The sequence below is a fragment of the Streptomyces sp. NPDC054842 genome, from assembly GCF_053611025.1.
This window is the reverse complement of the sequence record NZ_JBSGZN010000017.1, coordinates 59,168-77,255: the sequence shown is the minus strand read 5'-3', so window position 1 is coordinate 77,255 and position 18,088 is coordinate 59,168. Positions and strand designations below refer to the sequence as shown.

8 protein-coding genes and 1 pseudogene are annotated in these 18,088 nt (G+C 71.4%); 2 read left to right on the top strand and 7 right to left on the bottom strand.

All coding sequences use genetic code 11. The features are described from left to right. Positions 1-7: 7 nt before the first annotated feature. The 5 genes and pseudogenes from ACWGIS_RS15975 to ACWGIS_RS15955 all read right to left on the bottom strand — a co-directional run. Positions 8-5,572: pseudogene (locus ACWGIS_RS15975) on the bottom strand (type I polyketide synthase); the annotation flags it as partial. A gap of 64 nt (positions 5,573-5,636) precedes the next feature. Next, positions 5,637-8,714 (bottom strand): type I polyketide synthase, encoded by a 3,078-nt coding sequence (locus ACWGIS_RS15970; protein ID WP_453363006.1) that lies wholly within the window; start codon positions 8,712-8,714, stop codon positions 5,637-5,639. Between the two features lie 52 nt (positions 8,715-8,766). After that, the gene (locus ACWGIS_RS15965; RefSeq protein WP_453363005.1) at positions 8,767-9,504 is read right to left on the bottom strand and encodes a thioesterase II family protein; all 738 of its coding nucleotides are present in this window, start codon (positions 9,502-9,504) and stop codon (positions 8,767-8,769) included. After that, positions 9,501-10,757 (bottom strand): cytochrome P450, encoded by a 1,257-nt coding sequence (locus ACWGIS_RS15960; protein WP_453363004.1) that lies wholly within the window; start codon positions 10,755-10,757, stop codon positions 9,501-9,503. Before ACWGIS_RS15960 ends, ACWGIS_RS15965 begins: the two co-directional genes overlap by 4 nt. Continuing rightward, the gene (locus ACWGIS_RS15955) at positions 10,754-10,975 is read right to left on the bottom strand and encodes an acyl carrier protein (protein WP_453363003.1); all 222 of its coding nucleotides are present in this window, start codon (positions 10,973-10,975) and stop codon (positions 10,754-10,756) included. The genes ACWGIS_RS15960 and ACWGIS_RS15955 overlap by 4 nt, the downstream gene beginning before the upstream one ends. Positions 10,976-11,847: 872 nt before the next feature. Between ACWGIS_RS15955 and ACWGIS_RS15950 the strand changes: the two genes are divergently transcribed. Continuing rightward, positions 11,848-12,699 carry a putative nonproteinogenic amino acid hydroxylase gene (locus ACWGIS_RS15950; protein WP_453363002.1) on the top strand — a complete coding sequence of 284 codons (852 nt, stop codon included), beginning with the start codon at positions 11,848-11,850 and terminating at the stop codon, positions 12,697-12,699. A gap of 791 nt (positions 12,700-13,490) precedes the next feature. Here ACWGIS_RS15950 and ACWGIS_RS15945 read toward each other — a convergent pair. Beyond that, the gene (locus ACWGIS_RS15945; protein WP_453363001.1) at positions 13,491-14,417 is read right to left on the bottom strand and encodes a phytanoyl-CoA dioxygenase family protein; all 927 of its coding nucleotides are present in this window, start codon (positions 14,415-14,417) and stop codon (positions 13,491-13,493) included. An 877-nt stretch (positions 14,418-15,294) separates the two neighbouring features. Between ACWGIS_RS15945 and ACWGIS_RS15940 the strand changes: the two genes are divergently transcribed. Next, the gene (locus tag ACWGIS_RS15940) at positions 15,295-16,680 is read left to right on the top strand and encodes an aminotransferase-like domain-containing protein (RefSeq protein ID WP_453363000.1); all 1,386 of its coding nucleotides are present in this window, start codon (positions 15,295-15,297) and stop codon (positions 16,678-16,680) included. Positions 16,681-16,789: 109 nt separating this feature from the next. Here the strand turns inward: ACWGIS_RS15940 and ACWGIS_RS15935 are convergent, their stop codons facing one another. Next, positions 16,790-18,022 carry a cytochrome P450 family protein gene (locus ACWGIS_RS15935; protein ID WP_453362999.1) on the bottom strand — a complete coding sequence of 411 codons (1,233 nt, stop codon included), beginning with the start codon at positions 18,020-18,022 and terminating at the stop codon, positions 16,790-16,792. Positions 18,023-18,088: the final 66 nt, after the last annotated feature.

Genomic DNA, 18,088 nt, shown 5'->3' with positions numbered 1-18,088 from the left:
CTCTCCCCTAGCCGAGCTCTTTGTCGAGCAGCGAGAGGAGCTCTCCCGCCGAGGCCGAACTGATCTGGTCGACGATGCCGAGGGGTGACCCGGCGCCCGCCATCGAACGGACCCGGCCCTGCAACTCGCCGAGCAGTGCGGAAATGGCCGTCTGGTCTTCTTGGGCGAGCGCGGTGAAGGCGTCCTCGAGCCGGGCGCCCAGTGACTCGATCTCCTGGACCAGGTGACCGGCCGGGGACACCGGTCCGGTCTCGTCGGGGGTGATGCTCTGGTGCAGGAACGCCGCCAGGGCCTGGGGGTTGGGGTGGTCGAAGACGAGGGTGGCGGGCAGCTTCAGACCGGTCACCGCCGCCAGTTTGTTCCGCAGTTCCAGCGCCGTGAGCGAGTCGATCCCGAGCTTCTTGAACGTCTCTGCGGGGCCGACCCGCCCGGTGTCGGCGCCCAGGACGAGGGCGGTCTGGGTGCGTACGGCGTCCAGCAGCGCGGTCTGCGCCTCGGCCGGCGCCAGCGTCCGCAGCCGCTCGGCCAGAGCGGGCTCGGTGGATTCCGGGCCTGCCGTCGTGTCGCCGCCCGGACGGGTGGCGAGGGTGCGCAGCAGGGGCGAGGCCATCGAGGCGGCGCCGGGCGTGCGCAGTGCCGCCAGGTTCAGCCGCACGGGCACCAGGACCGGGCGGTCCGCGGCCAGCGCCGTGTCGAAGAGCGCGAGTCCTTGCCGTGTCGACAGGGGCAGTACGCCCTGGCGCCGCAGGCGTTCGACGTCGGCCTCGGCGAGGTCGGCGCCCATGTCGCCGCGCTCCGCCCAGAACCCGAAGCACAGGGCGAGGGCGGGCAGGTCCTGGGTGCGGCGGGTCTCCGCGAGGCCGGTGAGGAAGGCGTTGGCGGCCGCGTAGTTGGCCTGTCCCGCCGTGCCGAGCACGCCCGCGACCGAGGAGAACAGCACGAACGCGGACAGGTCCAGGTGGCGGGTCAGCTGGTGCAGGTGCCAGGCTCCGCGCACCTTCGGGGCGAGGACGGTGTCCAGGCGGTCCTCGCTCAGGGCGGGGACGATGCCGTCGTCGAGTACGCCCGCGCAGTGGATCACCGCGGTCAGCGGGTGCTCGGCGGGCACTGCGTCGAGGAGTGCGGCGACCGCGTCGCGGTCGGTGACGTCGCAGGCCACGATGTCGACGTGGGCGCCGGCGGCGGTCAGTTCCTCCCGCAGCGCCGTGGCCGCGGGGGCGGCCGGACCGCGCCTGCTGGTGAGCAGCAGCCGGCGTACGCCGTGCCGCTGGACGAGGTGGCGGGCCAGCAGGGCCCCCAGACCGCTGGTGCCGCCGGTGACGAGCACCGAACCGGAGCCCAGCGGCGAGTCCTCGGCCGCCCGGGCGGCGGCCGTCCGGGGCGCCGGTACGGCGGGGGCGCCCACGAGGTGCGGGGTGCTCACGCCGCCGGCGCGGATCCTGAGCTGGGCCTGCGCCGTCGCGGCCGCCGCCGGGACGAGGGCCCAGGAGTCGGGCCGGCCGTCGGTGTCCACGAGGGTGAACCGGCCCGGGTTCTCGGTCTGCGCGCTGCGCACGAATCCCCAGACGGCCGACGCCGCGGGATCGACGTGGGCGGCGTTCCCGTCGCCGAACGCGTCCCTGGTCACCACGACCAGGCGGGAGTCGGCGAACCGCTCCTCGCGCAGCCAGGTCTGCGTCCACCGCAGCACCTGGTGCGTGGCGGCCTCGACAGCGGCCGGAGTGCCGGTGTCGGTGTCCGGGCCGCCGGCGTGGGCGATGACCACCGCAGGCGTCGGTCCCTCGTGCGCGGCGAGTTCCGCGACGTCGGCGAACACGGTCCCCTCGGCGGTCGGCGGGAGGTGCGCGCCGGCCTCTCCCAGTACCGCGTACGAGTCCGTCACCGTGCCGGGCGCGGGCGGGAGGGGTTCCCACTCCACGTGGAACAGCGAGTCCTGGTGGTCGAAGCTCAGCTCGGTCAGCTGCGCGATGTCGGCGGGCGCGAGGCTCAGCGAGGCGATGGAGCCCAGCGGGGCTCCCTCGTGGTCGGCGAAGGTCACCGACACGGTGTTCTCTCCCGCCGGAGTCAGCCGCACCCGCAGCACGCCCGACGGGGCCGCGGTCAGGCGCACGCCCGTGCAGCGGGACGGCAGCCAGCCCTGGGGACCGGAACGGTCTGTGAAGTCTCCCGTTCCGAGGGGGAGCAGCGCGGCCTGGAGCAGTGCCGGGTGCAGGTGGAAGCGGGCGCTGTCCGTGATGCGGGGTGCGGGCAGTTCGACCTCGGCGAACAGTGTCCGGCCCTGGCGCCACAGCTGCCGCAGGCCGCGCAGCTGGGGGCCGTGGTCAAAGCCGAGGGAGGCCAGCTTCGCGTACTCCTCCTCCACGGCCACGCTGGCCGCGCCCGGCGGCGGCCACGCGGTGAGGGCGTCCTGCCCGCCGGGAGGCGTGCTGTCGGATGCCGCCCGGCCGGTGGCGTTGCGCGTCCAGCCCTCCTCGTCGCGGTTGCGCGAGTGGACGCTGATCAGGCCCGCGCCGTCGACCTTGACGCGGATCTCCCGCTCGGTCGTTCCGGTCAGTACCAGGGGTGTGTCGAGGGTGAGTTCCTCGACGACGTCGCAGCCGGCCTTGTGGGCCGCCCAGAGCGCGAGTTCGGTGGGCACGGAGGCCGGGACGAGGGTGGTGCCGTGCACGGTCTGCTCGGCCAGCCAGGGGTGGTGCTCGGGCGAGAGGCGTCCGCTGCCGACGACGGCGCCGTGCTCTCCCTCGTCGGGCAGGTCGATGACGGCGTCGAGCAGCGGGTGGTCGGAGGTGCCCGCGGTGGTGGTCTCGGCGGGGGTGTTCAGCCAGTAGCGCCGGCGCTGGAAGGGATAGGTGGGCAGTTCGGCCCACGCCGTGTCCTCGCTGCCGAACGCGGCCTGCCAGGACACCTCCGCGCCGGCCACGAAGGCCTCGGCCGCCGACGCGTAGAGCCGGGCCAGGCCGCCCTCGTCGCGGCGCAGTGAGCCCACCACGACGCCGGTGGCGCCGGGGGTGGTGTCGAACATCTCCTGGATGTTCATCACGAGCAGCGGGTGCGGGCTCAGTTCGACGACCGTGCTGTGCGGCTCCTGCTCGACGAGGCGGGTCATGGCGGGCCCGAACTGGACCGGCCGGCGCAGGTTGCGGAACCAGTAGGCGGCGTCCAGGTCCGTCGGGTCGATGACGTCACCGGTCACCGTCGAGTAGATCGTCACCGGTGAGGGCCGCGGGGTGAGGTGTCGCAGTTCCGCTTCGAGGCGGCCCTGGAAGCGGTCCATCAGCGGCGAGTGGCCGGGCACGCTGGACTTGATGAGCCGGGCGCGGGCGCCCTGGGTCTGGCAGGCCGCGACGAGGTCCTGGACCGCGCCGCTCTCCCCCGACACCGTCGTGGAGTTCGGCCCGTTCACCGCGGCGATGCCGATCCGGGACTCCTGGCCCTCGATCAGCTGCCGTACGCGCTCTTCGGGCAGCAGGATCCCGGCCATGCTGCCCTGCCCCGTGACCTCGGCGAGCAGCCGTGAGCGCAGTGCCACGATCTTGGCGGCGTCCTCCAGGGTCAGGGCGCCCGCGACGTGGGCGGCGGCGATCTCGCCCTGGGAGTGGCCGATCACCACGTCCGGTGTCACGCCCAGCGACTGCCACACCCGGGCGAGGGACACCATCACCGCGAACAGCACCGGCTGGACGACGTCGATGTCCTCCAGGTCCGCCGAGGCGGGTCCGTCGCACAGGGTGTCGATCAGCGACCAGGACACCCACGGCTCCAGGGCCCGGGCGCAGGCGCGCAGTTCCTCGGCGAACACCGGGGAGGTCTCGAACAGTTCGCGGCCCATGGCCGTCCACTGGGCACCCTGGCCGGGGAAGACGAACACGGTCCGGCCGACGGGTCGCGCGGTGCCGGACACCGTGCCGTCGGCGGTGGCGCCGCCCGCCGCGACGGCGGCCAGCGCGGTGAGCAGTTCCTGCCGGCCGGCGCCGATGACGACCTGGCGGTGCTCGAACAGCGAGCGGGTGTCCACCAGGGCGCGGCCCACCCCGGCGGCCGTCAGTGCCGGGTTGGCGGACACGAACTCGGCCAGCCGGGCGGCCTGTTCGCGCAGGGCCTGTTCGGAGCGGGCCGACAGCACCCACGGCACCGCGGTGGGGGTGCCGGCGGACAGGGGGCCGGTGTTCCCGGTGTCCCCGGCCGGCCGCTCGGCGCCCGGTACCGGCTCGGGGGCCTGCTCCAGGATCAGGTGGGCGTTGGTCCCGCTGATCCCGAAGGAGGACACGCCGGCGCGGCGGGGCCTGTCCTCGGGGGTGGTCCACTCGCGGGCCTCGGTGAGCAGTTCCACCCCTCCGGCCGACCAGTCGACGTGCGTGGAAGGCCGGTCCACGTGCAGTGTGCGGGGCAACATCCCGTGCCGCATCGCCATGACCATCTTGATGATGCCGCCGACCCCGGCCGCGGCCTGCGTATGACCGATGTTCGACTTCAACGAGCCCAGCCACAACGGCCGATCCGGCTGCCGCTCCTGGCCGTACGTGGCCAGCAGTGCCTCCGCTTCCATGGGGTCGCCCAGCCGGGTGCCGGTGCCGTGCGCCTCCACCGCGTCCACGTCGGCGGCCCGCAGTCCGGCGTCGGCCAGGGCGGCCCGTACGACCTGCTCCTGCGCCAGGGGGTTGGGGGCGCTCAGTCCGTTGGAGGCGCCGTCCTGGTTGACCGCCGAGCCGCGGATCACGGCCCAGACGCGGTGGCCGTTGCGGCGCGCGTCCGAGAGCCGCTCCAGGACGAGCACGCCCGCACCCTCGGAGAAACCGGTGCCGTCGGCGGCGTCCGCGAACGCCTTGCACCGCCCGTCGGCCGACAGGCCGCGCTGGCGGGCGAGTTCCACGAACATGCCCGGGGTCGGCAGCGTCGACACTCCGCCGGCCAGCGCCAGCGTGCACTCCCCCGAGCGCAGGGACCGCACCGCCTGGTGCACGGCCACCAGCGACGAGGAGCAGGCGGTGTCGGTGGACAGCGCCGGGCCGTGCAGGCCCAGCACGTACGCCACCCGGCCGGAGGCGACGCTGAGGTGGCCGCCGGTGAGCGCGAAGCCCTCGACCTCGCCGTTCGCACCGCCGCCCATCCGCGGGCCGTAGTCGACGCCGTAGATGCCGGTGAACACGCCCGTCGCCGAACCGCGCAGGGTGGCCGGATCGATCCCGGCCCGCTCCAGCGCCTCCCACGTGGTCTCCAGCATCAGCCGCTGCTGCGGGTCCATCGCCAGCGCCTCGCGCGGGCTGATGCCGAAGAACGGTGCGTCGAAGTCCGCGAGGTCGGGCAGGAAACCGCCGGTGCGGGTGTAGGTCCTGCCGTGCGCCTCGGGATCGGGATCGTAGAGCGCCTCCACGTCCCAGCCGCGGTCCTCGGGGAAGTCGCCCATGGCGTCCACCCCCTGGGACACCACGTGCCAGAGCCCTTCGGGGGAGGTCGCACCGCCCGGGAAGCGACACCCCACACCCACGACGGCGACGGGTTCGCGCGCGGACTCCTCCAGCTCGCGCACGCGCTCGCGCAGTTCCTGCGCGTCCGTGACGGCACGTCGCAAGTAGGAGCGGAGCTTGTCGACTTCCTCCACCGGGTCCTCCCTCAACTCTTGGAAAAAACGGACTGGGCTACACGTATCCGCGCTCGATCAGCGCGTAGAGGTCGTCGTCGCTGTGCTCCGCCGCCCCCACGTCCTTCGCGGTGTCCTGGATGTCGGGCACCGTCGGCCGCAGCAGGTCGAACAGGCGCTGGGCGAGCCGCTGGGGAGTGGGGTAGGTGAAGGCGACGGTGGCGGGCAACCGGACCCCGGTCACCGCGTGGAGCCGGTTGCGCAGCTCCACCGCCATCGCCGAGTCGAAGCCCAGCGCCTTGAACGTCTGCGCCGACCGCGCCTCGACGCCGGGCCCCGTCAGCTCGGCGCCCTTGGTGTTCAGCAGCGTCGCCGTCTCGGCGCTCACCAGGGTCAGGACGGCCCCCGGGGAGTCGAGGTCCGCGGCCAAGGCGGGTGAGACCGGTACCGCCCCGCCCTCCCCGGCATCGGAGGTGGCCCTCAGCCAGTACCGCTGCCGCTGGAAGGGGTAGGTGGGCAGGCTGATCCGACGGGGCCGGCCTGCGGCGAACACGGCCGTCCAGTCGACCGGCACCCCGCGCACGTACAGCTCGGCCAGCGCCGTGAGGACCTTGCCGACGCTGCCGTCGTGCTTGCTGAGGGTGCCGACCACCAGGGGCGGACTCGTCAGCGTGTCGGCCGTCTCCTCCATCGCCACCTGGAGCACGGGATGCGGGCTGACCTCGACGAACACGCCCTGGCGGGTCCGCATCAGGTCGTCGACGACCGAGGCGAAACGTACCGGGGAGCGCAGGTTGTCGTACCAGTACGCGCTGTCGAGGCCGCGGGTGTCCAGCACCGTCCCGGTGACCGTGGAGTGGAACTCCACCGCCGAGCGGCGCGGGCTCACGCCCGCGGCCGCCTTCAGCACCCGGTCACGGATGCGTTCGACGTGGTGGGAGTGGGAGGCGTAGTCCACCTTGACGCGGCGTACCCGCACGTCCTCCTCGGCGGCGGCGGCCGCGAACCGGTCGAGCGCCTCGCCGTCCCCGGACACCACCACGGACGCCGGCCCGTTGACGGCGGCCACGGACAGCCGCCCGGCCCAGGGCCGCAGCCGCTCCTCGACCCAGTCGGCGGGCGCGGCGACCGCGCTCATCCCGCCCGGGCCGGCCAGTTCGGACAGGCACTGGCTGCGCAGCGCGACGATGCGCGCCGCGTCGTCCAGGGAGAGGGCGCCCGACACGCAGGCCGCGGCGATCTCCCCCTGCGAGTGTCCGACCACCGCGTCGGGGACCACACCAAGCGAGGCCCACACCCGTGCCAGGGACACCATCATCGCGAACAGGGCCGGCTGGATGACGTCCACCCGGTCCAGTGAGGCGGCGCCGGGCGCACCGGTGAGGACGTCCACCAGGGACCAGTCCACCCAGGGCGCCAGGGCCTGGGCGCAGGCGTCCACGGCGTCGGCGAAGACCTCGCTCTGCGCGTACAGCTGCTTGCCCATGCCGAGCCACTGCGAGCCCTGGCCGGGAAAGACGAAGACGACCGGGCCCGTCGCCCGCGAGGTGACGCCGCGTACCGCGCGCGCCGTACCGTCGCCGGCCGCCAGCGCGTCGAGACCGGCCAGCGCCTCCTGGCGGTTCGCGCTCAGTACGACCGCGCGGTGGGTGAACGCGGTCCTGGTCGCCGCCAGTGAGTAGCCCACGTCGGCCGCCGCGAGGGACTCCTCGGCCGCCACCCGGTCCCGCAACCGGGCCGCCCGTTCCCGCAGGGCAGCCTCGGAACGCGCGGACAGCACCCAGGGCACGGCCCCGCCGAGGTCCACGGCGCCCGAGCCCTCCGGCACGGGCAACTCGGCGGGTTCGGGGGCCTGTTCGAGGATGACGTGGGCGTTGGTTCCGCCCATGCCGATCGAGGACACGCCCGCCCGGCGCGGCCTGTCGGGGGTGCCGGGCCACGGCCTGGAGGCCCGCAGCACTTCGAAGTCCTGGGAGAAGTCGGTGATGGCGGGGTTCGCGGTGCGGAAGCCGGGCTGGGCGAGGAGCTGGCCCCGGTCCAGGCACAGGGCCGCCTTGACGAAGCCGACGATGCCCGCGGCCGGTTCCAGGTGTCCGACGTTGGCCTTGACCGCGCCGAGCACCAGGGGCCGGTCGCGTCCGCCGTCCCCGATCACCTCGCGCAGGCCCGACGCCTCGGCGGGATCACCGAGACGGGTTCCGGTGCCGTGCGTCTCGACGTAGTCGATGTCGGAGAAGTCCAGTCCCGCACGGGCGAGCGCCGAGCGCACGGCCGCGGCCTGTCCGGTGGGGCTCGGGTCGGGCATCCGGGAGGTGGCCCCGGCGCCGGCCACGCCCCACCCGCGGACCACCGCGTAGATGTGGTCGCCGTCGGCGACGGCCCGTTCGAGCCGTTTCAGTACGACGAACGCGCCGCCCTCCCCGCGGACGAAGCCGTTGGCCCGGGCGTCGAAGGGGAAGCAGTTGCCGTCGGGTGACAGCGCGCCCAGGTTCGCCAGACCCGCGCCCGCCTCCGGGTCGGTGATCAGGTGCACGCCGCCGGCGATCGCCATGTCGATGGCGCCGGCGCCGATGCGCTCGCAGGTCAGCGCCAGCGACACCAGCGAGGAGGACTGGCCGGAGTCCGCGCACAGGCTCATGCCGCGGACGTCGAACAGGTGCGAGATCCGGTTGGCGATCAGCGCGCCGCTGGAGCCCAGGGCCGCGTAGTGGTCGTCCCGGTCGCTGCCGGACAGCCTGCGCAGCAGGTCGTATCCGGACGGGGCGGCGCCGACCACGACGTCGATGTCGCGGCCCGCGAGTGCCTCCGCCGGGATGCGGGCGTCCTCGACGGCTTCCCAGGCAAGCTCCAGACCGAGCCGCTGCACCGGGTCCATGGCGGCGGCCTCGGCGGGCGCCGCCTGGAAGAAGTCGGCATCGAAGGTGTCGACGGAGCCGAGGAAGGAGCCCGCGTTCAAGGTGGCGGCGTCCGGGTGGGACAGGTGGCTGCTGTGGGCGTCGACGGCCCGCTGTTCCGGGAACGTGCCGACGGTGGACGTCCCCTCGGCCAGCAGCCGCCAGAACTCGGCCGGGCTGTGTACCCCCGGGAAGCGGCACGACATCCCGATGACGGCGATGCCGGTGGCTGCGCCACTCATACGTTTTCCTTCCCTTGCCTCGGTCTGCGGCCCTGGTCGGCCTGGTGCGCGCTCAGAGCCAACGGGTCAGCAGTTTTCGCAGCTCGTCCGGCGCGTTCATGAAGTCGTAGTGGCCGCCCTCGACCACCCGGAACTCGACCGATTCCGCGTACCGGCGCCACCCCTGGAGGCCGCTCAGGCTCACGTCCGTGTCGTCGCGCCAGTGCACGACGACGATGGGGCAGGGCACGGCGACGGGCTCCTGGCGCCGGTAGGCGCCCGCGGCGGCGTGGTCCCGCAGCAGCACCATCAGGCCCAGCGCGACCATGTCCGGCCGCGGCTCGATGCCCCGGCTGCGCACGAACGACTCGACCTCGGCGCGCAGTTCGGTCTCGCTCATCGCGAGCATCCGGTCGCCGGCGGCGTCGTGGGGAGCCGGCTGGCCCGACACGATCAGGCAGTCCGGCGTGGGCAGCCCGCGTGCGGCGAGTTCGAGCACGGTCTCGTAGGCGGGCAGGGCGCCCGCGCAGTGCGCGAAGAACGCGAACGGCCTGTCCAGCAGCGGCGTCAGGGGTTCCACCAGGTCGGCGGCGAGCTTCTCGTAGGTGCCGTAGTGGGGGTGGCCCAGCCGGTTCTCCCGGCCGGGGAACTGCACCGGGAGCACGTCGACGTCGTCGAGCACGGCCGGCCAGGCGCTGAAGGCGGAGGCCCCGGAGCCGGAGAAGGGGAAGCAGAAGATCCGCGCGAGGGGATCGGGGGACGGCGGCCGGACGAACCACGGCGACAGGGTGGCGGCGGAGGCGGTGGTCATGGCGTGAGTCGTTTCTGCGCGACGATGGGGAGGTGGGTCATCCCGGCGATGAAGTACGACCGCAGGTGCTGCGGTTCGCCGGCGAGTTCGATCGAGCCGAAGCGCTGGAGCAGTTCCTCGAAGAAGATCCGCAGGGTCAGCCGCGCCAGCGGCGCACCGATGCAGAAGTGCGGACCGAATCCGAACGCGACGTGCCGCTTCGCGTTGGGGCGGGTGAGGTCGAAGCGGTGCGGGTCGGGGAACTGGGCCGCGTCCCGGTTGGCGGAACCGATCCAGGCGACGACCGCGCCGCGGGCGGGGATCGTGCCCCCGGCGACCTGGACGTCGTCGACGGCGTAGCGCATGAAGTTGCAGGCTCCCGACGTCCAGCGCAGCCCCTCCTCGACCAGGTTGGGGATGAGCGTGGGATCGGCCTGCGCCTTCTCGAACTGCTCGGGGTTCTCGATGAGCGCCTGCACCGTGCCCGAGACGGTGCTCGGGGTGGTCACGTTGGCGCCCAGGAGAATGCTGTAGCCGTCGAGTGCGATCTCCTCGTCGGACAGCGGCGCGCCACCGGGCCGCACACTCATCAGGTGGTTGAGCAGGCTCCCGTCGTCGTCACCGCTCCCGTTCGCCCGCCGCTCCGTCACCCAGTCCTTGACGTAGGTGACGAGCTCGTGGTGGGAGATGGCCAGCGTGGCGGCTTCGCTGCCCTGCTGGAAGTGCGGGTCCGAGGGGGCCGTCACCATCGCGGTCAGCTGGACGAGTTCGGCCCAGTCCTTCTCCGGGATCCCCAGCAGCGGGCCGGTGACGATCGCCGGCAGCAGCAGCGCCTGCTCGGCCAGGTCGAAGACCTCTCCGTCCAGGGCGGGCTGGAGGAACGCCACGATCGAGCGGCGGATCGAGTCCTCCCAGGACTTCACCGCCCGGGCGGTGAGCTTGGAGCCGAGCGGGCGGCGGACCTCGGTGTGCCGCGGCGGGTCGGTGGACGTCAGCAGCACGCCGGCCGCGACGTCGTCCTGCCCGAGGTGGGTGGGCACCGTGCCGCGCTCGGAGGTGAACTCCTTGTGGTCGCCGAGCACCCGGCAGACGTCCTCGTGACGGGTCACCGACCAGAACTCCCGCCCGTCGGGCAGCACCTGGTGGTGCAACGGCGCCCGCTCCCGCATGACGTCCCAGATCGGATGGGGATCACCGAAGGAGTACAGGTCCAGGTCGAACAGGTTGAGGGTGTCGAGGTCGACGTCGCGCGGCGGACCCGGCGTCAGCCTCACGTCCCCGCCCTCCCCTGCTCGATCAGCTCACTGACCTTGGCCGGAGTCTGGGCGAGGTAGAAGTCGCGGACGGACAGCTGGACGCCGTAGTCCTGCGCCACCCGGTCGATGATCTTGATGCCGGTCAGCGAGTTGCCGCCGAGCGCGAAGAAGTCGTCGTCGGGCCCGACTTCACGGCCCCCGAGGTACTCCCCCCACAGCTCCGAGACTTCCCGCACGAGCGATACCGGAGATGTCGAAGGTGCGGCCTGCTGTTCCCGTGACGTCTCGTCCTGCCCACCTCGCTGGTGGAGCACCTGCGGCGACGATTCCATTGCCAGCCATTTCCTTCCTCTGTCGAGCGGGAATTCCCGCCCACGCCATTACGGACCCGCCCCGGACAACCGACCGCCTTCTTGAACGGAGAGGCCGTGTTCTCGCTGTTGCGCCGACGCGGCGGATCCTTCGACGGCCGGGTTCTTTCCCGATCGTCGTGCCCGCCGCCGGGGGACGGCTCGTGCCGTAAGTCATCGACCCCCTGGGACGGAAATCCGTTCCGCAGGGAGAAATACCGGGGAGCGGTGATTCTGGTCCGCCCCCGCCGGCGTCGCTTCCGAAAGCGGCCGGCTCCTGGCGTGCGGCACCTTTCCCGAAATCGATCAGGAAGGGGACGTGTCACCGGGAAGCCATCGCGACGCCAACGTAGAGGGCCCAGGAAACCGGGGGCAAGCAATGACCGCACGGACAGGCCCGACGGGCACCCGATGTCCCGCCGACAGGACAGTCATGGCCCCGGCACCCCGGCGTCCGCCCCGGCCGACCGGTGCGAGAAGGCTTCTGGGAGCAGGTGCGGGCCAGCCCGCCCGCAGCGCCCGGGCCGCATCGCACCGCCGGCGGCTCCACTTCGGCCGGCACGCGGTATTGATCATCCACGGCGAGCATCCGCCACCACATCCGACCCCGAAAAGGGAATAGCTCCGCTCGCTGGACAACTCCCCTGCTGAGCAAGCCGGTCGAGTCGTCCCTTTTGTTGCCAGCCCATCGCACCGCATTTTATGGTGACGGCCGGGAGGAACCCTCGGCAGCTTCCGGGTTCATCAACCAATCACGTATGGAGGGGATTTCCTTGCTCAAGTCCGAGCGCCTTGCGGTACTGCCCATCGACTCGTACGACCTGGATTCCGAACTGTCGATCGTGGACAGCCACGAGTACGGCGGCGAATACGACACCTTCACCTTCGGTTCGTGGTCGTCCCACGTCCTGGCGAACGGCACCGGCGCCGATTCCGACACGGCCTTCCGCCCCCACGAAGGCAGCCTGTCCCTCACCGAACTGGGTAAGCAGCTCCCGGGCATCATGTCCATGGTGACGAAGCACTTCCCGCTGGACCGGCTGCAGTGGGTCCGCATCTTCAGTCTCCGTGACGGGATCATCGCCCCCCACGTGGACTTCCTCGAGTGGGCCAAGCCGGGCACCCGGGTGCAGATTCCGCTGCGCACCAGCGAGGAATCCCTCCATTCCGAGAACGACACCGTCTACCACATCCGCCGCGGCGAGGTGTGGAAGATCCACTCGACCGACCCGCACTCGGCGCGCAGCACCTCCAAGGCCGCCCGGCTCTCGGTCTGCCTCGACTTCTCGGACGCCGACGAGCCCATCGACATCCGCGGTGACATCCCCGCCACCGAGCCGGTCCGCATCATCGAGCGGCCCGAGGTCGGCGAGGCGGAGCTAGAGGACCTCATCGCCACCGGCGAGACCTTCACTCCGGAGACCATGCGGGCGGCCTTCCGCCGCTTCGCCGAGATCCACTTCGAGCGGCGCGCGCACGCCACGGCGGCCTTCGACTGGTACGTGGCCGCCGCTCGGCGCACCGGAGACGAGGACCTCGTCGCCAAGGCCCAGGCGTTCCGCACCTACTGCGTCGAGAAGCGGGGCGACGGCGAAGCCTTCGTCTGGTGACCTGCCATGGCCGGCCGCCGTGCGGGGCTCGGCCCGAGCCCCGCACACGCCCGGCTCGCCTGAGCCCCGCACGCGCCCGGCCGTATTCCTCGGCCGTGACCGCGACGCCGCTCAGTTCGCACCTCCCCTTCGACACCGCCCAGAACGTCAACTTCCGTCCTTCCAAGCGTTGTTGACCCCGCCCCCCCGCCATACGCGACTCACAGTGCCCCGCTCCGGCCGCGCCCGTGCGTTCACGCACCGGTGAGCAGCCCTGAGCGGGGCACTGTTCGGCATGCCCGGATGACACTCCCCTCTTGACGATGGCACTCCGCCTCAACTCCCACGCCTCCGTGACGTTCCAGAGGCATACCGCGCCCCCGCGCGGACGGGGCAGCCAGGGGCCTTCCGCGGTGTCGACGGCGCCTGTTCATGGAACGGGGAGTTCTTCGACGGGGGCCTCCCCCTGCGGGCGCCCAGGCTTGCGCGAGCCCTACGGCCCCTTCAGGCCTCGGCGGCCGGCGCCGGCGCTCTGAGGGCCGGGGACCGAGGGCATGTGCTCCACAGGGCAGCTGCCCCAGCGCGCCGCCTCCTTCGACCTGTGCACGGCCCGACGGACCTGCGTCGCCCTTTCGTCCACGGCGAGGGACAAGGTTTGCCGGGCCGGCCTCGCCGTGCCGATCGGCCGGATCCAAGGGGCCGACCGGTCAGCGGGGGTGAACCTGCCATCGCAATAAGGCAGTTGACGTTCCGTGACATGACGGATGGCACGCCGCGCGGAGGCGGCGTGCCATCGGTCGGGTCGGCTGCGATCAGCCCTTCGTGGTGCCTTCACGCAGGCGCTGGATCATGTGCCGGGTCGTCTCGATGGGGCTCTCGTCGGGAAGCTCGCGCGAGCGCGGCGGCAGTGCCGCGTTGAGCGAACCGATCTTCTCGCTCCAGCCCTCCTGGCCGGCGAAGGGGATCGTCTCGCCCTCCTGGAAGTCGGGGAACGGGCGGTAGCTGTTGAGGCCGCTGGCGTCACTGCCGCGGACCAGCAGCGGGTCGAGATAGATGCCGTTGCTGTGGATGCGCGTGGTCGTCGATATGTAGCCCATGTCGAGACCGCAGCGCCGCTTGGCCGAGGTGTTCGGCTCCGAGTAGTGCAACAGGTTGGGGTGGTGGATCGAGACGTCGCCGGGCTGGAGCTCGATGTCCACGACACCGCGCTTCTCCACCCACTCCTGCACCAGGTCCTCGTCGGAGGCGGAGAACAGCATGTTGTCCGTGTCGGTCCGTGAGGAGGGCTTGTGCAGCGGCAGCTCGTGGCTGCCGGGGATCATCCGCAGGCAGCCGTTCTCCGTGGTGCTCTCGTCGACGGCCAGCCACACCGTCAGCGCCTCCATGGGGCTGAGCGTCCAGTACGCGCCGTCCTGGTGCCACAGCACCGGCTGCCCGTCGTAGGGCGGCTTGCAGATGTAGTGGGCGGTGAAGCAGGCCACGTCGGGACCGAGGAAGAACTCCGCGATGTCCACCAGCCGGCGGTCGGAGACCAGACGCGCCCAGAAGGCGTCGTTGCGGATCAGCGGGTGGTGGAAGTGCTCGGGACGCAGGTCCGGGTACTTCCGGGTGAGCCAGTCAACGTGGGCGTGAACCTCCTCCAGGAGGTCCTTGGGCACGACGTTGCGGATGATGGAGAAGCCCTGCTCGGCGTATTCCGCCGCAGCCTTCTCCAGAACGCCCTCGCCAAGTGAGGTCATGTGTCAACTCCTTGTCAGGTGTCAGGTACCGCTTGCCGCGCGGAAGGAGGTCGTGGAGCCGCCACGGCGTACCATCTGCCAGCTCCGGGAGTTCAGCCGCGGACATGTGGGGGTGGAGGTGGTGGTGACCGGGGTGCTTCGGCGGCGCCGCCCTGCTACGCGGCCGTTGTCGGCCCGGTGGACGGCCCGTGACCGGGTGTGCCGGCCCACGGGCAGCGGACAGGGTGTTCTCGTGACTCGTCCGCGTGTACCGGCGGGTGCTTGCGTCCCACAGCGGCCCGTCCGGATCGCATCGGCTCGTCGCAGCAGCGGGTCCCGCGACCTCTGGCCGTTCCCCGGCGCTCCCGTACTCTGTCCGCCGACAGTGCAACACTCTGTCCGCCGGGCAGGAGGGTGTCAACGTCCTCGGCCCTCGGTGGCTCTTTCCCCGGGCGCGGGCGGTGAGAGGTGACTGTCCTGCTGACAGGACAGTGATGTGCCCGCTCCCCCGGACGCCGACGACGTGCGGCGTGGGTGCCGTTCGTGTGCCGGCCGTGCGTGCCGCGGTGCGGTCACGCGGGCGGGTTCGGCTCCGTACACCTCGGGCCTGCGCGGCCCGTGGTCGCGTGCCGTCGTACGGGTTCCGTTTCTGTCAACTTCCCCCGCCTGTTTCGGCCTTCACGCCGAAAGGAGCGGGGGCATATATTATTGAGGGCCCCGACCAGGCAGCGATGAAGCGCCGGTTCGGGGCATCGTTCGACGCGGGCCGCGAATGCCGTCCCACTCCGATCTGCCTCTGTCCGGGCCGTGGCATCACGAGAGCCCTCGCAGAGCACTGCCCTACCTGGCCGACACCAGCTCACCACTGAGTTGTCCGGCGGATGAGGATGACGTGACTATGTCCATGCACCCAGGGCCCAATCGGCTGAGCATCACCGACCTGCACGAATCGGTGGACGACCCCGCACTCACTTCCATGACGCTGCTCAATGAGCTGGCGGGAAGGTATCCGGACGCGGTCTCGTTCTCCGCGGGGCGCCCGTTCGAGGGATTTTACGACGTCGAGAACCTATCACGTCACCTCGCGACGTTCCGGAATTACCTGGAGGACGAGATAGGGCTTCCCCCGGAGCAGGTGCGGCGCACCTTCTTCCAGTACGGCCGCACCAAGGGATTCATTCACGAACTCATTGCGCGGCAGCTGGAGTTCGACGAAGGTCTGACGGTGAATCCGGAGAGCATCGTGGTGACCACCGGCTGCCAGGAGGCGATGGTGCTGGTGCTGCGGGCGCTCGTCCGCGACACCCAGGACGTCATCCTGGCCGCGACGCCGAACTACGTCGGGTTCATCGGCGCGGCCCGGGTGGCGGGCGCCCCGCTGCGCTCGGTCCGGGAGGGCGAGGGGGGCATCGACCTGGAGGATCTGGAGCGGCAGATCGCCGGAGCACGGCGCGAAGGGCTTCGCCCGCGTGCCTGTTACGTCGTCCCCGACTTCGCCAACCCCAGCGGTGCGAGCATGTCGTTGGCGGACCGGATCGCCCTGCTCGAACTGGCCAGGCGGGAAGGGATTCTCGTCATCGAGGACAATCCCTATTCCCTTTTCTCGGACGGCGGTTCACCGCTGCCGCTCCTCAAATCCCTGGACGCGCACCATCAGGTGATCCACCTCGGCTCTTTCGCGAAATCCGCGTTCGCCGGCGCCCGCGTGGGTTACGTCATCGCGGATCAGCCCGTGATGTCGGCACAGGCCACGTCCGCGGATCCGGTATTGCTCGCCGACCATCTCGCCAGGCTGAAAAGCATGGTGACCCTGAACACCTCGACGGTCGCTCAGGCGGTCATCGGCGGTTACCTCCTGGAGAACGGCTGCAGTCTCAAACGCGCCACCGCTCGGGAGGCGGCGGTCTACCGCAGGAATCTGACCGCCGTGCTGGACGGACTGACGTCCGTGTTCAGGACCGGGCCGGAATCGTCGCCGGACGTTTCTTGGAACACGCCGCGCGGCGGCATGTTCGTCGTCGTCACCCTGCCTTTCCTGGCCGACGACGACATGCTCGAATACTCGGCCTCCAAGTTCGGGGTCCTGTGGACGCCCATGCATCACTTCTACGGTGGCACCGCGGGATTTCACCAGGCCCGGCTCTCCTTCAGCGTGCTCACCCCTGAACAGATCGCCCTGGGTGTCGAGCGGCTGGGCCGGCTCGTCCAGGACCAGCGGGGCAAGCAACTGGTCGCGGCGGCCCCGGCCGGCCACGGGCAGGTACTTCAGCCGCAGACCATGTGACGTGTGCCGCGCACGTCCGGACGGCTGCGACGGACGACACGCGAGGCAGCGGACGGCCCCCGAACGTGATGCGTTCGGGGGCCGTCCGTCTGTCCGCCGGCGCCTTCCCTCACAGGCGCACCGGCAGGGCGTTGAGCAGGCGGGCGCCGCCCGGTGTGGCCTCGGTGTACCGCAACGCCTTGCGGCTGACGGTGACTTCGAGGGTGTCGCGCTGGATCAGCAGGTGGTTCAGCGCGATCTCGCCCTCCAGATGGGCCAGGGCCGCACCAGGGCAGTAGTGCGGGCCGGCCCCGTAGGAGAGATGGCCCTGTCCGCGCTTGAGTTCGCGCTCGACGTCGCACTGCTCGGGCTTGTCGAAGACACGCGGGTCGTGGTTGGCGGAGAGGTAGGAGCCGGTCAGGGCGTCGCCCTTGCAGATGGAGTATCCGGCGAACTCCAGGTCCTCGGTCGCGTACCGGGGTCCGGCGGTCGGGACCGGGTTGGCGACGCGCATCAGCTCGTGGATGGCGTGCGGCAGGGCGTCGGGCCGGGCGCGCAGCAAAGCGAGCTGGTCGGGGTTGTCGAAGAGGGCGAGGACCGCGTTGGGGATGAAGTGGGAGGTGGAGTGGTGTCCGTTGTTCACGACGGTGAGCACCATGGAGATGATCTCGGCTTCGCTGAGCCGGTCGCCGTCCTCGCCGCTGGTCTGGACGAGGGTGGAGATCATGTCGTCCGCGGGTTCGGCCCGGCGTCGCTGGATGAGTTTCTTGACGTAGGCCACCATCTTGCGGGCGCTGGTCGCGAGGTCGCCGTCGGGATCGGTGTACTCGTTCATCCACTTGCGTACCTGCGGCTGGTCGGCCTCGTCGATGCCGATGAGTTCGCAGATGACGGTTCCGGTCAACGGTGAGGAGTAGTCCTCGATGAGGTCGCCGGAGCCCTTGGCGGCCAGCTCGTCGAGGAGCTGGGCGGATATCTCCTCGATGCGGGGCCGCAGTGCGTTGATCCGCCGGACGGTGAAGGCGGGAGTCACCAGGCGGCGCTGGCGTGTGTGCTCCTGGCCGTCCAGGAGCATCATGTTGGCCGCGACGTAGGGCCGGAACTCTTCGGGCAGGTCGAGGGCGGCGACCATCTGGTCGGCGACGCTGGGCCCCTGGTGGCCGGGGACGTTGCTGTAGTCGACGACGAGCCGCGGGTCGCTCAGCACCGCCTTGATCTCCTCGTTGCGCGTGACCAGCCACACGCGCGGTCCGCCGGGGAACCCGATGCGGACGAGCGGGGCGCTCTCGCGCAGGCGCCCGTAGGCCTCGATGGGGTCGTCGGTGAATTCGGGGTTCGTCAGGCTCACGATCGGATCGGCCATGGCCGCGTCTCCTCAAGGCATCCGTGTCGATGGGGGTGGGGCTGGGTCGGGAGTCCCGCCGGGCGG